The 17794-nt window shown below is 62.0% G+C and carries 16 protein-coding genes; 12 read left to right on the plus strand and 4 right to left on the minus strand.

Annotated features, from left to right (window positions below; translation table 11 throughout):
- Window positions 1–7 precede the first annotated feature (7 nt).
- The 7 genes from K3728_03225 to K3728_03255 all read left to right on the plus strand — a co-directional run bounded on the left by K3728_03225 (window position 8) and on the right by K3728_03255 (window position 7178).
- A complete protein-coding gene (locus K3728_03225; GenBank protein UWQ96271.1) occupies window positions 8–592 on the plus strand; it encodes a TRAP transporter small permease in 585 nt (194 codons plus the stop codon).
- A 44-nt stretch (window positions 593–636) separates the two neighbouring features.
- Window positions 637–2190 carry a TRAP transporter large permease gene (locus K3728_03230; GenBank protein UWQ97425.1) on the plus strand — a complete coding sequence of 518 codons (1554 nt, stop codon included), beginning with the start codon at window positions 637–639 and terminating at the stop codon, window positions 2188–2190.
- Between the two features lie 88 nt (window positions 2191–2278).
- Window positions 2279–3043 carry an SDR family NAD(P)-dependent oxidoreductase gene (locus K3728_03235; protein ID UWQ96272.1) on the plus strand — a complete coding sequence of 255 codons (765 nt, stop codon included), beginning with the start codon at window positions 2279–2281 and terminating at the stop codon, window positions 3041–3043.
- Window positions 3040–3792 (plus strand): crotonase/enoyl-CoA hydratase family protein, encoded by a 753-nt coding sequence (locus K3728_03240; GenBank protein UWQ96273.1) that lies wholly within the window; start codon window positions 3040–3042, stop codon window positions 3790–3792. The genes K3728_03235 and K3728_03240 overlap by 4 nt, the downstream gene beginning before the upstream one ends.
- A complete protein-coding gene (locus K3728_03245) occupies window positions 3789–4265 on the plus strand; it encodes a MarR family transcriptional regulator (GenBank protein UWQ96274.1) in 477 nt (158 codons plus the stop codon). Before K3728_03240 ends, K3728_03245 begins: the two co-directional genes overlap by 4 nt.
- Window positions 4240–5997: a feruloyl-CoA synthase gene (locus K3728_03250; protein UWQ96275.1), complete on the plus strand. Its 1758-nt coding sequence runs from the start codon at window positions 4240–4242 to the stop codon at window positions 5995–5997. Before K3728_03245 ends, K3728_03250 begins: the two co-directional genes overlap by 26 nt.
- Window positions 5997–7178 (plus strand): thiolase family protein, encoded by a 1182-nt coding sequence (locus tag K3728_03255; protein UWQ96276.1) that lies wholly within the window; start codon window positions 5997–5999, stop codon window positions 7176–7178. The genes K3728_03250 and K3728_03255 overlap by 1 nt, the downstream gene beginning before the upstream one ends.
- Window positions 7179–7222: 44 nt before the next feature.
- On the opposite strand, the gene K3728_03260 is transcribed toward K3728_03255, so the two are convergent.
- From K3728_03260 to K3728_03270, 3 genes are all read right to left on the minus strand, one after another.
- Window positions 7223–8431 carry a cytochrome P450 gene (locus tag K3728_03260; protein UWQ96277.1) on the minus strand — a complete coding sequence of 403 codons (1209 nt, stop codon included), beginning with the start codon at window positions 8429–8431 and terminating at the stop codon, window positions 7223–7225.
- 66 nt (window positions 8432–8497) lie between these two features.
- Window positions 8498–9247 (minus strand): YafY family transcriptional regulator, encoded by a 750-nt coding sequence (locus tag K3728_03265; protein UWQ96278.1) that lies wholly within the window; start codon window positions 9245–9247, stop codon window positions 8498–8500.
- 160 nt (window positions 9248–9407) lie between these two features.
- Entirely contained in the window at window positions 9408–9782 is a 375-nt protein-coding gene (locus K3728_03270) for a VOC family protein (GenBank protein ID UWQ96279.1), read from the minus strand.
- Window positions 9783–9902: 120 nt separating this feature from the next.
- On the opposite strand from K3728_03270, the gene K3728_03275 reads away from it, so the two are divergent.
- Window positions 9903–10259: a hypothetical protein gene (locus K3728_03275; protein UWQ96280.1), complete on the plus strand. Its 357-nt coding sequence runs from the start codon at window positions 9903–9905 to the stop codon at window positions 10257–10259.
- Here the strand turns inward: K3728_03275 and K3728_03280 are convergent.
- Window positions 10256–10816, minus strand: a complete 561-nt coding sequence (locus tag K3728_03280) for a DUF1285 domain-containing protein (protein UWQ96281.1) — start codon at window positions 10814–10816, stop codon at window positions 10256–10258. The genes K3728_03275 and K3728_03280 overlap by 4 nt on opposite strands.
- A gap of 158 nt (window positions 10817–10974) precedes the next feature.
- Between K3728_03280 and K3728_03285 the strand changes: the two genes are divergently transcribed.
- From K3728_03285 to K3728_03300, 4 genes are read left to right on the plus strand one after another with little or no spacing between them, the layout of a single operon-like run.
- On the plus strand, window positions 10975–11982 hold the full coding sequence (locus K3728_03285) for a MoxR family ATPase (GenBank protein ID UWQ96282.1): 1008 nt from the start codon (window positions 10975–10977) through the stop codon (window positions 11980–11982).
- The gene (locus K3728_03290; protein ID UWQ96283.1) at window positions 11979–12866 is read left to right on the plus strand and encodes a DUF58 domain-containing protein; all 888 of its coding nucleotides are present in this window, start codon (window positions 11979–11981) and stop codon (window positions 12864–12866) included. Before K3728_03285 ends, K3728_03290 begins: the two co-directional genes overlap by 4 nt.
- Complete coding sequence (locus K3728_03295; protein ID UWQ96284.1) at window positions 12866–15625, plus strand: DUF4159 domain-containing protein; 2760 nt, start codon at window positions 12866–12868, stop codon at window positions 15623–15625. The genes K3728_03290 and K3728_03295 overlap by 1 nt, the downstream gene beginning before the upstream one ends.
- On the plus strand, window positions 15625–17691 hold the full coding sequence (locus K3728_03300; protein UWQ97426.1) for a hypothetical protein: 2067 nt from the start codon (window positions 15625–15627) through the stop codon (window positions 17689–17691). Before K3728_03295 ends, K3728_03300 begins: the two co-directional genes overlap by 1 nt.
- Window positions 17692–17794 lie beyond the last annotated feature (103 nt).

The raw sequence follows: 17794 nt of genomic DNA on the forward strand, positions 1-17794 counted from the left end.
AAGTCCCATGCATCGCGCCTTTATGTCTCTTTCCCGCTTGATGGCTATTCTTGGCGGGATCATGTTGTCTGCCGTCATTCTACTGACAGTTTTCTCTGTCGTTATGCGTGTCCTTGACCGCCTGTTTCATTGGATGAAAGACGCGGATGTCCTTGCTGGTTTGGGACAATGGATGATCGACGCGGGCGTTGGCCCGATCCTTGGAACGTTCGAGCTGATCGAGGCCGGCATCGGCTTTGTGATCTTCGCGTTTCTCCCAATTTGCCAGATCACCGGTGGGCACGCGACCGTGGATATTTTCACCTCGCAGATGTCCGAGGGCACCAACCGCGTTCTTCGCGGGGTGACAGAGGTGATCTTCGCTGCCGTTCTGGTGCTGATCGCAGTGCAGCTTTACGGCGGCATGATGGGGAAACTGAATTCGGGCCAGACCACTTTGGAACTGGCCTTCCCGGTTTGGTATTCCTACGCCATTGGCCTTGTAGGCGCGGTTTTGGCGGCCGCGGTCTCGGTCTATTTGGCAATTATCCGATTGATTGAAATGACGACGGGCCGCGTGATGCTCCCCGCTGATCTGGGAGCAGAGCATTGACTGACCAACTTATCGGGTTCCTCTCATTCCCTCTGCTTCTCACGATGATATTCCTTCGGGTGCCGATTGGCCTGTCGATGTTTGTCACCGGCTTGATCGGCCTGATCCTTGTGACAGACGGCACGCAGGTTCCGTTTGGTCGCCTGAAGTCTGAAACCTTCACGACGTTCTCCAGCTACTCGCTGTCGATCATTCCGATGTTCCTGCTGATGGGCCATTTCGCCACTTTGGGGGGCATGTCCCAAGCCTTGTTCAAAGCGGCTGAGGGCTGGCTTGGCCACCGCAAAGGCGGCGTGGCGATGGCAGCGGTTGGCGCTTGCGCGGGCTTTGGCGCGATCTGCGGATCGTCCTTGGCTACGGCGGCCACAATGGGCCGGGTGGCCCTGCCCGAGATGCGACGCTACGGCTATGACGGCGGTTTTTCGACGGCCGTTCTGGCAGCAGGCGGCACCCTTGGCATCCTGATCCCGCCTTCAATCGTACTGGTGATCTACGCCATTTTGGTTGAACAGAACATTGCCAAGCTGTTCCTTGCGGCCTTCATTCCCGGCATCATTGCGGCGCTTGGCTATGTCCTTGCGATCTCGATCTATGTGCGGCTTTTCCCAGAGCGGGGCGGTGTCATGCCACGGGTTCCCTACGCGGAACGCTTTGCGTCTCTGGTCAAGATTTGGCCGGTTCTCATTGTCTTTGGCGCCGTTGTCGGCGGTATTTACGCAGGTTGGTTCACCCCGACCGAAGGCGCAGCCGTAGGCGCGCTTGGCACCGGGTTGATCGCTTGGTTCAACGGCGGCCTGACCCGCGTGACCTTGATCGAGAGCTTCACCGTCACAGCAAGAGCTACGGCGATGATCTTCTTCATCATCCTTGGCGCGGCCTTCTACAACGGTTTCCTCGCCCTGACACAAGTGCCCCAAGGCATCGCGGCATGGGTCGGCGACTCGGGCTTTTCGCCCTACATGATCCTCGTCTTGATCCTGATCTTCTATTTGGTGCTTGGTTGCTTCATGGACAGCCTGTCGATGATCTTGCTGACCATCCCGATTTTCTGGCCGGTGATGCAGGGCTTGGATTTCGGCTTTGTCTCCATGGTCGATCTGCACTCTGCCCGCGCGGTGGAGGCTATGCTGGCGGTGCCGGATATAACCTCGGGCATGGTCTCCAGTCTGCAAGAAGCCTTTGCCAGCGGCGGCACATTGGATGCAGGCCAGACAGTAGCGATGGGCGCAATCCAAGGCCATTACGAAATGGCCGATGGAATGCTCAACAGCATCTTCACGACGCTCGCCAATGGGGAAGAACTGGTCCGCGACCAGACTCGTGCTTTGGAATTGCGTCGGGTCAATGCCGGTGCGCTCAACCGGATCAACTCGGAACTGGTGGCAATCTGGTTCGGCATCCTTGTGCTGATCGTGGTCGAGGTGGGCCTTATCACGCCACCTGTGGGGATGAACTTGTTCATAATCAACGCGATGGAGAAGACCACCAAAATGACGGACACCTACAAGGCCGTGATGTTCTTTGTGGCGTCTGATCTGCTGCGGGTGGTTCTGTTGGTTCTATTCCCAATGATTACCTTGATCTTTATCACCTGGTAGATGATTATACATTATAACGGTTTCTGACGGGAGTAAGAAACCAGCGCTTTTCAAGCCGAAGGCGGTCACGCCACAGGGGAGGTATGTGATGAAACTAGACGGGCAATCAGCGATTGTGACGGGTGGGGCCTCGGGCCTGGGTGAGGCGACAGCCCGCTATCTGGCGGCGCAGGGATGCGACGTGACGGTGCTCGATTTCAACGGCGACCGGGCGCGGGAAGTGGCCGCAGACATTGGCGGCTATTCTCAGCAGTGTGACGTCACCGATGCAGAGCAAGCTGCCACCGCTGTCACCAGCGCCATGGCGCGTTTCGGGCAAGCGCCGCGTATTTGCGTGAACTGTGCGGGCATCGGCTTTGCTGCCCGGATCGTGGGCCGCGAGGGGAAGACCTCTCTCGATTTGTTCCGTAAGGTGATCGAGGTGAACCTGATCGGCACCTATAACGTGATGACCTACGCGGTTCAGGCGATGATGGACCTGCCGCCCTTAGACGATGGCGAACGGGGCGTTGTGATTAATACCGCCTCTGCCGCGTTCCAGGATGGGCAAGTGGGACAGTCCGCCTACGCTGCCAGCAAGGGAGCGATCGCCAGCATGTGCCTGCCCTTGGCCCGTGAACTTGCCCGGCCCGGTATCCGCGTAAACGCCATTGCGCCGGGGTTGTTCAATACGCCGATGATGGAAAGCCTGCCGGAAGAAACCACCGCCGCGATTGTGGCCAATGTGCCGTTTCCGGCGCGGTTGGGGCATCCGGCTGAATTCGGCCAGTTGGTCGCCAGCATTGTCGAGAACCCCTACCTGAACGGCGAGGTCATTCGCCTCGACGGCGCAACCCGGTTGCCCCCGAAATGAGCCTCGATATCGCGATAGAGGGCCGCGTTGCCACGCTGACCCTGAACCGCCCCGACAAGCGCAACGCCATGAATGATGCGCTATTGGCCGAGCTTTCCGCCTTTTGCGACACTCCACCGAAGGACGTGCGTGTCGCCATCCTGACCGGGGCCGGGGACCACTTCTGTGCCGGTCTTGATCTGGCTGAGCAGCATGACCGTGACCCGGCGGAGGGCATGGCCCATTCCCGTGGCTGGCACCGCGCGTTGGAGCGGGTGCAATTTGGCGGCTTGCCTGTCGTAACCGCCATGCGCGGCGCGGTGATCGGTGGCGGGCTGGAAGTTGCCAGCGCCTGCCACGTGCGCGTGGCCGGTCCCGATGTGCGGTTTCAGCTGCCTGAAGGCAAACGCGGCTTCTTTGTGGGCGGTGGCGCAACCGTGCGTGTGGGCAAGATCATCGGGCCAGACAGATTGACCGAGATGATGCTGACGGGCCGCACCTATGGCGCGCAAGAAGCTTTGGCCTTGGGGCTTTGCCACTACGTCGTGGATGATCCGTTGGCAAAGGCGCAAGAGCTGGCCGCGCAAATTGCCAGCAATGCGAGGATGTCGAACTATTTCGCCATTCATGGTGTCGCCAAGATCAACGCAATGTCCCCGGAAGAGGGCTTCTTCACCGAAGCGCTCTGCACCTCGATGGCGCAGACCTCGCCCGATGCAAAGGAAGGTTTTCGGGCGTTCCTCGATAAGCGCGTGCCGGAGTTCGAATGAAGCCCTGTGACACGAGTCTGCGCGGGTTGGTGGGCTACAATGTGAAGCGCGCGAACTCGGCCCTTTTGGTCGGCGTGGGTAAGGTGCTGAAGCCCTTCGGGCTGCGCCGCACGACATTTTCCGCCCTGTCCGTGATCGCGCAAAATGAGGGGATCAAGCAATCCGATCTGGCGGCAGTTCTGGCGATTGAGCGGCCCAATCTGGTGCAAATTCTGGACGAGTTACAAAAGCCGGGCCTGATTACGCGGGCCCGAGATGCAAATGACCGCCGCGCGTACCGCCTTACGGCAACCACTGCTGGGATCGAGAAGATCGCAGCCGCAGGCGAGAGCTTGCGGGCCTTTGACGAGCATTTGACCAAAGGCATGTCAGCAGATGAACGCGCGGCATTGATCGCTGCGTTGCGCCGCGTGGAGGACAATGGCGCAGAGGCTTGGGAGGGCCGAGATGTTGAACAAGTATCAACCACATGACGTGATCCGAGAAGATCGGACCGATGGCACGGTGGTTTTGCGTGCCCGAGCTGAACTTGGAGAAATCGCTGAACGCACCACCGATTGGTTGGAGCATTGGGCCGTTGCGACGCCGAACACGGTGTTTCTGGCGGAACGTTCGGGCGACGGCTGGCGTGAAGTTAGCTACCGCGAAGCGCGCGACACGGCCCGGGCTATTGCCGTTGGATTGCTGGATATCGGCGTGGGACCAGACCGCCCAGTCATGGTGATTACAGGTAACTCCGTCGCCCATGGCTTGCTTGCTTTGGCGTGCCAGTATGCCGGGGCCCCAATCGTCCCCGTGGCCGAGCAATATGCCGCCATTCCCGCGGCGCGGGGGCAGATTGACTACATCGCCTCGCTCATCCAGCCGGGGGCTGTCTTCGCCGATGATGGCGCGGCGCTAGCCGATGTGTTTGCCCGCGATAGCCTGCGTGGCGTGCAACAGCTGATGGCGACAGGGCCTGGCCTGACGTTGGATGCCCTATCGCAACGCGGCGGCGATCTGCGCGGCGTTTCCGTCGGCCCCGATACGGTCGCCAAGATCCTGATGACCAGCGGCAGCACCTCGGCCCCGAAGGGGGTGAAGACCACCCACCGGATGATGTGCGTGAACCAAGCGCAAATCGCGATGGGCCTGCCGTTCCTGAAAAGCCGCCCCCCTGTGCTGGTGGATTGGCTGCCTTGGAACCATGTCTTTGGCGGCTCTCATAACTTCAACATCGTGCTGGCCAACGGCGGCACCATGTATATCGACGGCGGCAAACCGGTGCCTGCGCTGATCGGCAAAACGGTCGAGAACAACCGCCTGAAACAGGGCACGATCAGCTTTAACGTCCCCGTGGGCTTCGCCGCACTACGCGACGCGATGAAGGATGACCCGGGCTTTGCCAAGGCGTTCTTCGAGGACCTCGACATGCTGTTCTACGCGGGGGCTTCCCTGCCGCAAGATGTGTGGAGCGACTTGGAAACCATGGCGCTGGACGTGCGCGGCGACCTGCCTCTGTTCACCTCTTCCTGGGGGCTGACCGAAACCGCGCCTGCGGCATTGCTTCAGCATGAACCGACCAAACGCTCTGGCGTGGTGGGTGTGCCGTTGCCGGGGGTCGATGTGAAACTGATCCCCGTAGACGACCGATATGAGGTCCGCGTGAAAGGCCCGTCGATCTTCAACGGCTACCTCGGAGATGCCCAGAAAACCGCCGATGCATTTGACGAGGAAGGCTACTTCAGGACCGGCGATGCGATGGCCTTTGTGGACCCTGATGACATGAACCAAGGGCTGAAGTTCGACGGCCGCATCGGGGAAGAATTCAAGCTGGTCACGGGCACATGGGTCCGTGCAGGTGTGCTGCGCCTGAAGGTTCTGGAGGCGCTGAAAGGCATCGCGCAGGATGTTGTCCTTGTGGGCGAGGGGCACGGCGAAGTCGGCGCGTTGATCGTGCCGACTCAAGGGCTCCGCGAAAGTGCCGTTGAAAAAGCTGGCGCACTGTTGACCGATGCAGATTTCGCTGGGTTGCGCGGCTGGTCCGGCGGCTCTGCCGGGCAGATCAAACGGGTCTTGGTAATGGCCGAGCCGCCCAACATCGCGGATGGAGAGATTACCGCGAAAGGCAACCTGAACTTCGCGAAACTGAAATCACGCCGCGCGGATTTGATTGAGCGCCTTTATCAAGGTGGTCCGGGCGTCGTCGTGTTGGGAGATAGCTGATGGCCTTCATTCCATACGGTGCCTATTGGTCCACTCCATTCGCCCGCTGGCAAGGAACGCTGGCGCATTTGAACTCGGTCGAGTTTGCCGCTCATGTGTGTCGGTCCGAGTTGGGCCGGATGAACCTGACGCCCGACACATTTGACTTCGCCGCCTTCGGGCAGACTGTCTTGCAGCCGGGAAGTTTCTATGGCGGACCGTGGTTCACGGCGATGGCAGGGGCCGAAGGTTTGGCCGCGCCGATGGTGTCACAGGCCTGCGCGACGGGTGCACGGTTGCTGTCCACGGCGGTGGGCGAATGCCTGCAAGGGGCGAAACAGGCGTTGTTGGTGTCCGGTGACCGAACCTCCAACGGGGCCCATGTCTATTACCCCGCCCCCCAAGGGACGGGCGGCACCGGCACGTCCGAGAATCTGGTTCTGGATAGCTTTGGCCATGACCCCTGGGCGCGGAACGGCATGCTCCAAACCGGAGAGAACGTCGCAGCACGCGAAGGGATCAGCACGGAAGAACAGCACGATCTGGTGGTGACGCGGCGTGGGCAATACGACGATGCATTGGCCGACGACCGTGCCTTCCAACGCCGCTATATGCCGGTTCTGGAAGTGCCGGACGCGCGGTTCCGCAAGACCGTCGCCACGCTGGAAACCGATGAAGGCGTAGAGCCGACGGACCCGGAAAAGCTGGCCCGTCTGCGGCCCGTGATGGCTGACGGCACAATCACTTTTGCCGGGCAAACCCACCCTGCCGATGGCAATGCTGGCATGGTTGTGGTGGCGGAGCGGGAGCGGGCGCAGGAAATCAGCTCGGGCCCGATTGTCGAGATCCTGGCCGTGGGGCAGGGCCGCGAAGAAAAGGGCTACATGCCCGCCGCGCCGATCAAGGCGGCGGCCATGGCCATGGCGCGGGCGGGGATAAGCATTGATGGGGTCGACACGATCAAATCTCATAACCCTTTCGCGGTGAATGACATCGCGTTCGCCCGGGCCTATGGGATCGATTGGCGCGGCATGAACAACTTCGGCAGCTCCCTGATCTGGGGCCACCCGCAGGGACCAACGGGCCTGCGCGCGATGATCGAGATGATCGAGGAATTGAGCATGCGCGGCGGAGGAACAGGACTGTTCCAAGGCTGTGCGGCGGGGGATTCCGCCATGGCCGTTGTCTTGCGAGTTGGCTGAAGCCTTAGGTGCGGTAGCTAGGTCTGCCGCGCCGCTTTAAAGGGCTAGCGGACTTTGACGGGCAAGGATGACCAGCCGCGAAAGCGTGCAAGCCCCAGACGCTCCCCCGTGCCGGTACGGGCGAGTTTCGGGAAACGTTCAATCAATCCACCCACGGCGATCCGCCCCTCCATCCGCGCGAGTGACGCGCCAAGGCAGACGTGGATGCCGGTGATAAAGGCGATATGGGGGTTAGGCTTGCGGGCGATGTCGAAGCGGTCGGGGTCTGCAAAGACCTCGGGGTCACGGTTCGCCCCGGCAATTGACGTGTGGATATATGTGCCCTTGGGGATCAGCGAACCTGAGGGCAGGTTAATATCTTCGCCCGCCAAGCGGTTGCCGATTTGCAGGGGGCTTTCCATGCGCAGGATTTCCTCAAGCGCGGTGCCGATCAGGGTGGGATCATCACGCAAGCGCCGGTGTTCGTTCGGGTTTTCCAGTAGCAGATCGACAGAGTTCCCCACAAAAGAGGTCGTCGTCTCGTGGCCCGCGTTAAGCAGGAAGATACAGTTCTGGACCAACTCCTGTTGCGTCAGCTTGCGGCCATTGTGTTCCCCAAAAATCAGCGCCTCCAGTACTTCGCCTTCCGCACCGGCGTCGGGGTTGTCGCGACGATGGTTGATAAGGTCATTCAGGACTGCGCCGAACTCCTCCACGGCGCGGTTGCCTGCATCCATCTGTTGCGGCGATACGACCGGGTCCAACGCGCCGAGAATGGCGGTTGAATAGCCGCGCAGCTCTGCCCGGTAGGCTTCCGGCACGCCGAGCATGATCGAGATGATCTCAGTCGGGAGCATCATGGCGAAATCAGCGATGAGATCCAATTCGCCGAGGTCTTCGACACGGTCCAGCAGGCGGGCGACGATCCGTTCCACCGCGCGGTCCATCTCTTGTAATTTGCGTGGGGTGAATGCGCCCGAGATCAGCTTGCGTACTGCCGTATGATCGGGCGGGTCGTTGAACACGAGAGAGGTCGTGTGATGCTCTTTCAACGGGCATTCGCCGAATTTCTTGCCGAAAGCTTCGGTCTTGTCCGATAGCATATCGCGGGACCGGTAGGTGGCGAGGCAATCATCATGGCGGGTCAAAAAGACGGAGCCATCAGCGTTGAGATGCACCGGCGCGGATTGGCGCAGGGCGGCGAGGGTTGCGTAGGGGCTTTCAATGAAAGCCGCGTCAATTTGGTTGATATCGAACTGCGCCACGTCCAGCATTCTGCCACCTCCCAATGGTGGGGAGAGTATTGCGGTTGGCAGGACGGGCCTGCAAGGGGGGCGGCCTTAATCGCCGCTTTTGGGTCGACGCGGAGCGGCGCTTTGTGATGGCCCGGAACGGTCGATCCGGCGATCCCTGCGGTCGAATTCAGTCTCGTAAAAATGGTCGAGGCTTTGGTGCGGTTGGGGAACATATGGCCCAAGGCTACGGGCCTGCACGATGCGGTCGAGGCGGAACATACGGTACGCCTCGCGCAGTTCGCACCATGCCACGAGGGTCCAGACAGAGCCCCAGAACCAAAGGCCAAGAGGGCGCAGGATACGCTCGGTCGGTACGCCCTTGTCGTCACGATAGTCGATCGAAAGGCGCTCGGGCGCTTGGATGGCGGCCTCCACTGTGTCGATGGTGGCGCGGGTTTTGGCGTCGAGCGGGTTGGTTGTCCAAGCTTCAAACCTTAGACGCTCGGCGCGGGTCCGGGTGGTGTCGGGCAGGACGGCGGTGATCTTGTCCAAGGCGCTGTCGGCCCCACGGGCCATCGAGGTGCCGCCCCAAGTTTGCAGCATCCGGGCACCGACGCTTAGGGCGACGATCTCTTCTTCGGTGAACATGAGTGGCGGCAGGTTGTAGCCGTCGCGCATCATGTAGCCTACGCCTGCTTCGCCATCTATCGGCACGCCGGAGCCTTGGAGGTGGGCGATGTCGCGGTAGATCGTGCGTTCCGATACCTCCATCGCGTCGGCCAAGGCACGCGCGGTGGTCAGCTTGCCGAGGCGCAAGCGGTCGATAAGGCGGAAGAGGCGATCTGCTCGGCGCATGGGGCAGGGTACCTTTGCTTGGCGAGGAGGGGAAGCGGGGGGATGGTGGGAGACCTACATCCGATGTCGGATCGGGGGAGAGGACGGCGCATGAGTTGTATTTGCCAAGATGAAGGGGGGAACGCGCCCGGCAGAAAGCCAAGCGCGCATTGTTGGCGGGTTAGGCATTGGCTTTGAACAGGCCGATGGAATTCCCATCGAGGTCGCGGGCGTAGAAGAATTGACCCGGAGGAATTTGCACATCGGGGCTTTCGACCGTGCCGCCGGCAGAGATGACGCGTTCACGGGCGGCATCGAGGCTATCGGAGACGATGAGGTGGATCGTGGCGCCATCACGGGAGGGCTTGCCGGGGTAGAGGTGCCCGCCGATGCCGGGGGTGTCGTCGTTAAAGGGGAGCATGGCGGTCGGGTTTGGGCCCGTGTTGTCGGTGGTGAGGGTTTGCTGGAGCACGGCACCATAGAAGGCTTTGGCGGCGTCCAGATCGCTAACGGCGATTTCGAACCAGCAGGCAGAGTTTTGAGCGGTGTCAGACATGATGTGTTTCCTTGGCTTCATATGTTGATGAAACGGATCTAGCACCCACCTCCTGACAGCGTTCTGTCAGGAGTGTGTCAGGGCCGTTGTCTGAAGGGAGGGATTGAGCGAGAAAGGGGCATGGATCGATTTCTAGCCTTGCTGCCCCATGCCCGTTTGGCGGTGTTTGTTTTGGGCGTCTTTGGCCCGCTGGCGCTGATGGGCATGAGGGGGGAGCGCATTGACGTGCAGGTCGCTGTCGCGGTGTTCGCGGGAATTGCGGCGGGGTGCAGTATTCAACGCGCACCTATGGTTTTGCGGTTCGCGGCCATTGTTGCAGCAGTGGGCGCGATGGTGTTTCAGGCAATCGAGGTGTTCGGAGAGGCCAGCCAGTGGGGCGTCAGCACGGCGCCGGTTCTATGGGCGTTGCAGGGCATCTTGATGGCCGCGTTAGTCTATCTGCTGTGGTGGAATCAGCGCCTGTTGATGCAATCTTAGAGATCGAGCTCGGCCACGGGGATGATCGGAAAGAAGGTATCCCGCGACCAGACGCCGAACATATCGGTGCCGTCCATCGTGTGTGCCTCGCCCATATCCACGAGGCGGTAGAAGCTTTTGCGGTCGATCAGCGCATCGAGCCCGGCGCGGATGTGGACGTAGGGGGAGGGCTCTCCGTCCGCATCACGCTCGACCCGGATCGCATGGCCTTCCCCGGCAGTGACCGTGTCGCCCACGTTGGTGGTGAAGGTGATGCCCTCTGCGGTCTGTTCGATATCCACCGCAACAAAAGGCGCATCGACGACGCGGATGCCGACCTTTTCCACCGGGGTGACGAGGAAATACTTCCCGTCCTCTAGCTTCAGGATCGTTGAAAACAGCCGCACCAGCGGTTTTCGGCCAATGGGCGTGCCTTCATAGAACCACGTCCCGTCGCGGCGAATCTCCATATCCAGATCGCCGCAGAAATCGGGGTTCCACAGGTGAACGGGGGGCAGTTTGCCCTGTTTTGCGGCGTCTTGAGCGGCTTTGAGCAATTGATCGGTCGCGGGTGTCATGGCGTTCGTGTCCTCCCATGGGCGTCGGGCGCGATAAAACGGGCAATCGGGGCGATAGTCACGATGATTTGTCCGCTATCGCTTTTTGCCATTTGTGGTCAGCGGAATAGGTCTGTTACCTGTTGGACCTATATTTATCACCCAAGCGGAGCATTTCCATGGCTGAGACCGAAACCCTTGTTGCCGAGATTGAAGCCTTAGGCGCGAAATTGGGAGAGGCGAAGGCCTCGATCGCGGGGCGGATTATCGGCCAAGAAGAGGTTGTAGAACTGGCTTTGGCGGCGATGTTGTCGGGCGGGCATGCGCTGTTGATGGGCTTGCCGGGGCTTGGCAAGACATTGCTGGTGGACACGCTCTCTACGGTTATGGGGCTGTCGGCCAACCGGGTGCAATTCACGCCGGACCTGATGCCGGCGGATATTCTGGGCTCGGAGGTGTTGGAAACCGCTGACGATGGCTCGCGCAACTTCCGCTTCATCGAAGGGCCTGTTTTTTGCCAGCTGTTGATGGCGGATGAGATCAACCGCGCCTCTCCCCGAACGCAATCGGCGCTGCTGCAAGCGATGCAGGAGCAAGAGGTGACGATTGCAGGCGAACACCGCCCGCTGCCTGCGCCGTTCCATGTTTTGGCCACCCAAAACCCGATTGAGCAGGAGGGGACATACCCCCTTCCCGAAGCGCAGTTGGACCGCTTCCTTGTGAAGATCGACGTGCCTTACCCCGATAGAGATACCGAGCGTAGCATTCTAATTGCCACCACGGGGACCGAGGAATCCTCGGTGTCTGAGGTGTTTACCCCGCAAGAGTTGATCGCCGCGCAGCGCGTCGTGCGGCAGATGCCGGTGGGCGAAACCGTGGTGGAGATGATCCTTGATCTGGTGCGCGCCTGCCGTCCGTCCGAGCCTGACGCCCCTGATGTGGTGAAAAACGCCGTGGCTTGGGGCCCCGGCCCCCGCGCGGCGCAGGCGCTGATGTTGACGGCACGGGCAAGGGCGTTGCTGGATGGGCGGCTTGCGCCGTCGGTGGAAGATATCGCAGCGCTTGCGCGGCCCGTGTTGGGCCACCGGATGGCGCTGTCCTTTGCGGCCCGTGCCGAGGGCGCGGTGTTGGAGCAGGTTATCGACGAAGTCACCGCCCGCGTGACGCGGATCGAGGCGGCGGCTTGAGCGAACTCACCCTCCATACGCCTGACAGCCTGCGGTCGCGGTCCGAGGCGGTTGCGGCCTCCCTTCCGCCGTTGATGGCGGATGCGCAGCAATTGGCGGCGACGGTATTGTTGGGGGTGCACGGCCGCAAACGCGCGGGCACGGGGGACGAGTTCTGGCAGTATCGCCCGGCTGAAATGGGCGATAGCTATCGGTCGATCGACTGGCGACGCTCTGCCCGGTCCGATGGTCATTTCCTGCGGCAAACGGAATGGCAGGCGGCGCAATCGGTGATGATTGGCGTCGATGATGCGGCCTCGATGACTTATTCGGGCAGCAAGGCGCGGCCCTCGAAACTACGGCGGGCGCAGACCTTGGCCATGGCGTTGGCCGTGATCGCCGTGCGTGGTGGAGAGAGGGTGGGACTGACCCATCTGGCAGAGCCGCCCCGCGGCGGGCAGGCGCAATTGCTGCGGATTGCCGACGCGATGATGGATGGCGGGGAGCGGCCCGAATACGGCGCCCCCAAGCCGCAAGTGATGCCAGCGGGCGCGCGCGCGGTGTTCTTCAGCGATTTCCTTGGTGATCCGGCGGCGATTGAAACGGTCCTTGGTCGCGCCGCTGATCGGGGCGTAAAAGGCGCGTTGGTGCAGGTGCTTGATCCGGTGGAAGAGGCGTTTCCCTTCGACGGGCGCACCTTGTTTGAAAGCATGTCCGGGGCAATCCGGTTTGAGACCTTGAAAGCCAAATCGCTGCGGGAAGAATACCTTTCCCGCCTTGCGGCCCGCAAAGATGCCCTGCGCGAGATGACTCGCCGAACCGGGTGGCACTTTCATGTTCACCACACTGATGCGCCCGCAGAACCGGCGCTGTTGTGGCTGTACCAAACGTTGGAGCGCCGTTGATGATTGGTCCGCTCGCCTTTGCCTCTCCACTGCTATTGCTGGCGCTTGTTGCCCTGCCGCTTTTGTGGTGGCTTTTGCGGGCCGTGCCTCCCGCGCCGATAAAACGCCGATTTCCGGGAATTGCCCTGTTGTTGGGGCTATCGGACGACGAAAGCCAGACAGACAAGACGCCTTGGTGGCTGTTGCTGTTGCGTATGGCTGCGGTGGCTGCGGCGATTATCGGCTTTGCCGGGCCGGTCCTGAACCCGGCAGAGGACCGCGTGGCGGGCGATGGCCCGCTTTTGATCGTTATGGATAGTTCTTGGGCGTCGGCCCGCGACTGGCCCGCGCGGCTGTCTCGGGCAGAGCTGTTGTTGGATGATGCCGCCCGCCGGGGCCGGGAGGTGGCAGTTGTGCAGCTTACCGATTTGCCCGCAACTGCCCCGTCGTTCCAAGCGGCTAATGCTTGGGCCCCCCGTGTGCCGACCCTGACGCCCGCGCCTTTTGCCCCAGATATGGCCGCCGCTGCGGAATGGGCAGCCGCGTTGGAAGGCCCGGCAGAGGTGTTCTGGTTCTCGGACGGGGTGGCCCATGAAGGCCGCGATACGCTGGCCAATGCGCTTTCTGATTTGGGTGCTTTGTCGGTATTCCAAGGGGATCGCGATTTGATCGCCTTGTCGCCGCCCCGGTTCGAAGACGGCATGGTGCGCGGTGACCTTTCGCGCCTTGGCTCGGACACGCCGCGTGACGTGACCGTGGTGGCCCATGGGTTGGACCCTGCGGGCCTGCCCCGTGACTTGGCGCAGGCGGTGGCCACTTTTGATGCGGGCGAGATGGTGGCACAGGTGGAATTTGACCTGCCGCCCGAGTTGCGCAACCGGATCACCCGGTTTGAATTGTCGGGCGAACGCCACGCGGGCGCGGTCGCCCTGACAGACGATGCACTGCAACGGCGCCAAGTGGCCCTGATCGCGGCGGGCGCGGATGATGAACAACAAGCCCTCTTGTCACCGCTGCATTATCTGCGCCAAGCCTTGGAGCCGACAGCCGATCTGATGGAAGGTGCTTTGTCTGATGTCCTTTTGGCGAGCCCTGATGTCATCATGTTGGCCGATATCGCGACCCTTTCGCCCGAGGAAGATGCGGGGCTGATAGCTTGGGTCCGGAACGGCGGGCTGTTGGTGCGTTTCGCCGGGCCGCGTCTTGCCGGATCAGACATTGCGCGGGACGAGGCGGGGCCGTTGATGCCGGTGCGTTTGCGGGTTGGCGGGCGCACCGTGGGCGGCGCGATGTCATGGGGCGAACCCAAGGAACTGCGCCCGTTTGAAGAAGGCTCTCCGTTTTTCGGGCTGGCGATCCCGAGCGATGTGCAGGTGACCAGCCAAGTGGTGGCGCAGCCGGACCCAACCCTTGGGGACCGCACGATTGCATCGCTTTCAGACGGGACACCATTGGTCACGCGGGCCAACCTTGGCCAAGGATCGGTGATCTTGTTCCACGTCACGGCCAATGCGGAATGGTCCACGTTGCCGCTGTCTGGCCTGTTTGTGCAAATGCTGGAACGCTTGGCGATTTCCACCCGCCCCGTGGCCCCGGAAGCGGCGGATTTAGAGGGCACGATCTGGACCCCGGAAGAGGTGTTGGACGGCTTCGGCGTCTTGCGCGATGCGGGCACGCGCCCCGGTGTGGCGGGGGAGGAGCTGGCAACAGATCCCCTGTCGGCCGAGGTTTTGCCGGGCCTCTATTCCGGAGAGGACCGCCGCTTGGCCCGCAACGTGATGGCGCAGGACACGGCGTTGGCAGCCGCGCAATGGCCCGCCGATGTGCCGGTGGAAGGCATGTCGGTCACGGCGCCCACGGACCTGATGGCGGCGTTCCTGACGGGCGCCTTGGCTTTGCTGTTGCTCGATGCCATCGCGGCGCTTTGGCTGGCGGGACGGCTCGGCCGGCTCACGCAGGGCGTGGCCGTTCTCGCCGCGTCGATGTTGCTTGCCCCACAGGCGGACGCACAGATGACCCCGGCGGAGGAACTGGCGCTTCTGGCCACGTCGGAGGCGACTTTGGCCTATGTGCTGACCGGTGACGAAAGCGTGGACGAGACATCCCGTGCGGGGCTTCAGGGCCTGTCGAACACGCTATACCAACGCACTTCGGTCGAGCCTGCGCCGCCCATCGGGGTGAACCTGGAAACCGACGAACTGGCCTTCTTCCCGATGATCTATTGGCCGATCACACCGGGTCAGGATATCCCCTCGGCTAACGCTTACCGTCGCTTGAACGACTATCTGCGCGGCGGCGGGATGATCGTGTTTGATACGCGCGACGCCCATGTGGGGGGCTTCGGCTCGGGCACGCCGGAAGGGCGGCGCTTGCAGGTGATTGCGGCACCTCTGGATATCCCGCTACTGGAACCGATCCCCGAGGATCACGTCCTTACGCGCACGTTTTATCTGCTGCAAGACTTCCCCGGGCGTCATCTGTCGCGTGACGTTTGGGTGGAGGCCGCGCCCGCCGACGTGGAACAAATTGAGGGGATGCCGTTTCGCAACCTGAACGACGGCGTCACGCCGGTTCTGATCGGCGGCAACGATTGGGCCGCGGCTTGGGCACAGGATGAACGGGGGCGGCCGCTGTACCCGGTTGGGCGAGGTCAAGCCGGAGAGCGCCAGCGCGAGATTGCGCTGCGGTTCGGTGTGAACCTTGTGATGCATGTGCTCAGTGGCAACTACAAATCCGATCAGGTGCATGTGCCTGCTCTGCTTGACCGATTGGGGCAATGATGGCGAACCAGATCCTTTTTGATCCGCATTTGGCGTGGCCCGTGATCTACGGCTTGGGTGTCGCGGTGTTGGTGATCCTTGCGCTGTCCATCTGGCGCGGCTTGGCAGGTTGGCCCTACCGCTTGCTGGCGGCGGCGGTGTTGTTGCTTGCCCTGATAAACCCGTCGTTGCAGTCGGAGGAGCGAGAGCCGCTGTCCGATATCGTTCTTCTGGTTGTGGACGAAAGCGCCAGCCAGCGCATCGCGGACCGTCCCGCCCAAACGGCCGAGGCGCTGGCAGCGTTGGAGGCCGAAGTCGCGGCGCTGGGGATGGAGACACGGATCGCCCGCGTGGGCGACGCTGACGATAACGCGGGCACGTTGCTGATGTCCGAGCTACAGCGCCTGATGGCGGAGGAGCCGCGCGCAAGGATTGCGGGGGCATTGCTGATAACGGACGGGCGTTTGCATGACCCTGAGCTGGTGCCCGACATGCCCGCGCCGATCCATGCCCTGATTACCGGGCGTGAAAGTGACTGGGATCGCCGCCTTGTGGTGGAAACCGCGCCCGCTTTCGGGATCATCGGCGAAGAGTTATTGCTGACGATCCGTCTGGAGGATCAAGGGGCAGTCCCCGCAGGTCTGGAAGGACGCTCGCAAATCGTGATCGCGGTGGATGGTGGGACGCCGCAGACCTATACGGTGCCCGTGGGCGAAAGCCTGGAACTGCCTCTGACATTGGAGCACGCGGGCCAAAACGTGATCCAGTTCACCGTGCCGGAAGCCCAAGGCGAACTTACAACGCGCAATAACGCCGCCGTGGTGCAGATCAACGGTATCCGCGACCGTTTGCGAGTGCTTCTGGTCAGCGGAGAGCCGCACCCCGGCCAGCGCACATGGCGTAACCTGTTGAAGTCCGATCCGTCGGTTGATTTGGTGCATTTCACCATTCTGCGCCCGCCCGACCGCCAAGACGGTGTGCCGGTCAGCGAGTTGTCCTTGATCGCCTTCCCCACAAGGGAATTGTTCATGGAACGGGTCGATGATTTCGACCTGATTATTTTCGATCGCTATCAGCGCCGTGGCATTCTGCCGATGGTCTACATCGACAACATTCGCCGCTACGTGGAAGACGGCGGCGCTTTGCTGGTGGCGGCGGGGCCGGACTTTGCGGGGGCGTCCTCTCTCTACCGGACACCCTTGGCGGATATCTTGCCGGGTCGCCCCACAGCGCGGGTGATCGAGCAGCCCTATCTCCCCACGATCAGCGAATTGGGGGCCCGGCATCCGGTGACGACGGGCCTGGAGGGCGACCATACGCCTTTGCCGGAAAGCGAGGCTCCTTGGGGGCGGTGGCTGCGGCAGATTGAGCTGACGGAACAAGGCGGGCAAACGGTGATGGAGGGCGCCAATGGCGCGCCGCTTCTGATGCTGGACCGCGTGGGGCAAGGGCGCGTGGCGCTGCTGGCCTCGGACCACGCATGGCTTTGGGATCGCGGTTATGAAGGCGGCGGCCCGCAATTGGAATTGCTGCGCCGATTGGCCCATTGGATGATGGGCGAGCCGGACCTGGAAGAAGAGGCGCTGGTGGCCGATGTGGATGGCCAGACCATCACGATCACCCGGCGGACGCTGGCGGATCAAGCGGGCGCGGTCATTGTGACAACACCGGACGGCGAGCAGTTGGAAGTGTTTTTGGAAGAAAGCGCACCGGGCGCGTTCTCGGCAGAGATTGAGGGAGAGGAACAGGGCCTCTACCGCTTGGTGGAAGGCGATATGGAGCGCGTCATCGCGCTTGGCCCGGCTGCCCCTCGAGAGTTCGAAGTGACGATTGCCGGGGCGGAACAACTGGAGCCGCTTTTGGCGGCAACGGGCGGGCGAGCGGTCCGGCTGGAGGAGGGCTTGCCTGACCTGCGCCGGGTATTGGAGGGCCGAAATGCCCACGGGCGCGGCTGGTTGGGGCTGACCACGAGAGAGGCCTATGTGACCACCGATTTGACGGTGACACCCTTCATCCGCACGTGGATATTCTTGCTGCTGGCGGCCGGATTGATTTTGGCAGGCTGGCTGCGCGAAGGGCGGCAGTAGGGTGCGACTTTACCAGGGCTAGCTGGGGTCCCCGCGCTGTATGCGCGAGGGACGGTGGCGAGGGGGGAAGCCCCCCTCGCGCTCCCCCCTTTTCGGTGAACGC

This window comes from Rhodobacteraceae bacterium M385, assembly GCA_025141835.1.
Classification (GTDB): Bacteria; Pseudomonadota; Alphaproteobacteria; order Rhodobacterales; family Rhodobacteraceae; genus Gymnodinialimonas.

What these genes read in the sequence shown, in the direction of transcription:
- K3728_03225 (UWQ96271.1), top strand. Translation starts at nt 8, where the DNA reads ATGCATCGCGCCTTTATGTCTCTTTCCCGCTTGATGGCTATTCTTGGC.
- K3728_03230 (UWQ97425.1), top strand. Translation starts at nt 637, where the DNA reads ATGATATTCCTTCGGGTGCCGATTGGCCTGTCGATGTTTGTCACCGGC.
- K3728_03235 (UWQ96272.1), top strand. Translation starts at nt 2,279, where the DNA reads ATGAAACTAGACGGGCAATCAGCGATTGTGACGGGTGGGGCCTCGGGC.
- K3728_03240 (UWQ96273.1), top strand. Translation starts at nt 3,040, where the DNA reads ATGAGCCTCGATATCGCGATAGAGGGCCGCGTTGCCACGCTGACCCTG.
- K3728_03245 (UWQ96274.1), top strand. Translation starts at nt 3,789, where the DNA reads ATGAAGCCCTGTGACACGAGTCTGCGCGGGTTGGTGGGCTACAATGTG.
- K3728_03250 (UWQ96275.1), top strand. Translation starts at nt 4,240, where the DNA reads ATGTTGAACAAGTATCAACCACATGACGTGATCCGAGAAGATCGGACC.
- K3728_03255 (UWQ96276.1), top strand. Translation starts at nt 5,997, where the DNA reads ATGGCCTTCATTCCATACGGTGCCTATTGGTCCACTCCATTCGCCCGC.
- K3728_03260 (UWQ96277.1), bottom strand. Translation starts at nt 8,431, where the DNA reads ATGCTGGACGTGGCGCAGTTCGATATCAACCAAATTGACGCGGCTTTC.
- K3728_03265 (UWQ96278.1), bottom strand. Translation starts at nt 9,247, where the DNA reads ATGCGCCGAGCAGATCGCCTCTTCCGCCTTATCGACCGCTTGCGCCTC.
- K3728_03270 (UWQ96279.1), bottom strand. Translation starts at nt 9,782, where the DNA reads ATGTCTGACACCGCTCAAAACTCTGCCTGCTGGTTCGAAATCGCCGTT.
- K3728_03275 (UWQ96280.1), top strand. Translation starts at nt 9,903, where the DNA reads ATGGATCGATTTCTAGCCTTGCTGCCCCATGCCCGTTTGGCGGTGTTT.
- K3728_03280 (UWQ96281.1), bottom strand. Translation starts at nt 10,816, where the DNA reads ATGACACCCGCGACCGATCAATTGCTCAAAGCCGCTCAAGACGCCGCA.
- K3728_03285 (UWQ96282.1), top strand. Translation starts at nt 10,975, where the DNA reads ATGGCTGAGACCGAAACCCTTGTTGCCGAGATTGAAGCCTTAGGCGCG.
- K3728_03295 (UWQ96284.1), top strand. Translation starts at nt 12,866, where the DNA reads ATGATTGGTCCGCTCGCCTTTGCCTCTCCACTGCTATTGCTGGCGCTT.
- K3728_03300 (UWQ97426.1), top strand. Translation starts at nt 15,625, where the DNA reads ATGGCGAACCAGATCCTTTTTGATCCGCATTTGGCGTGGCCCGTGATC.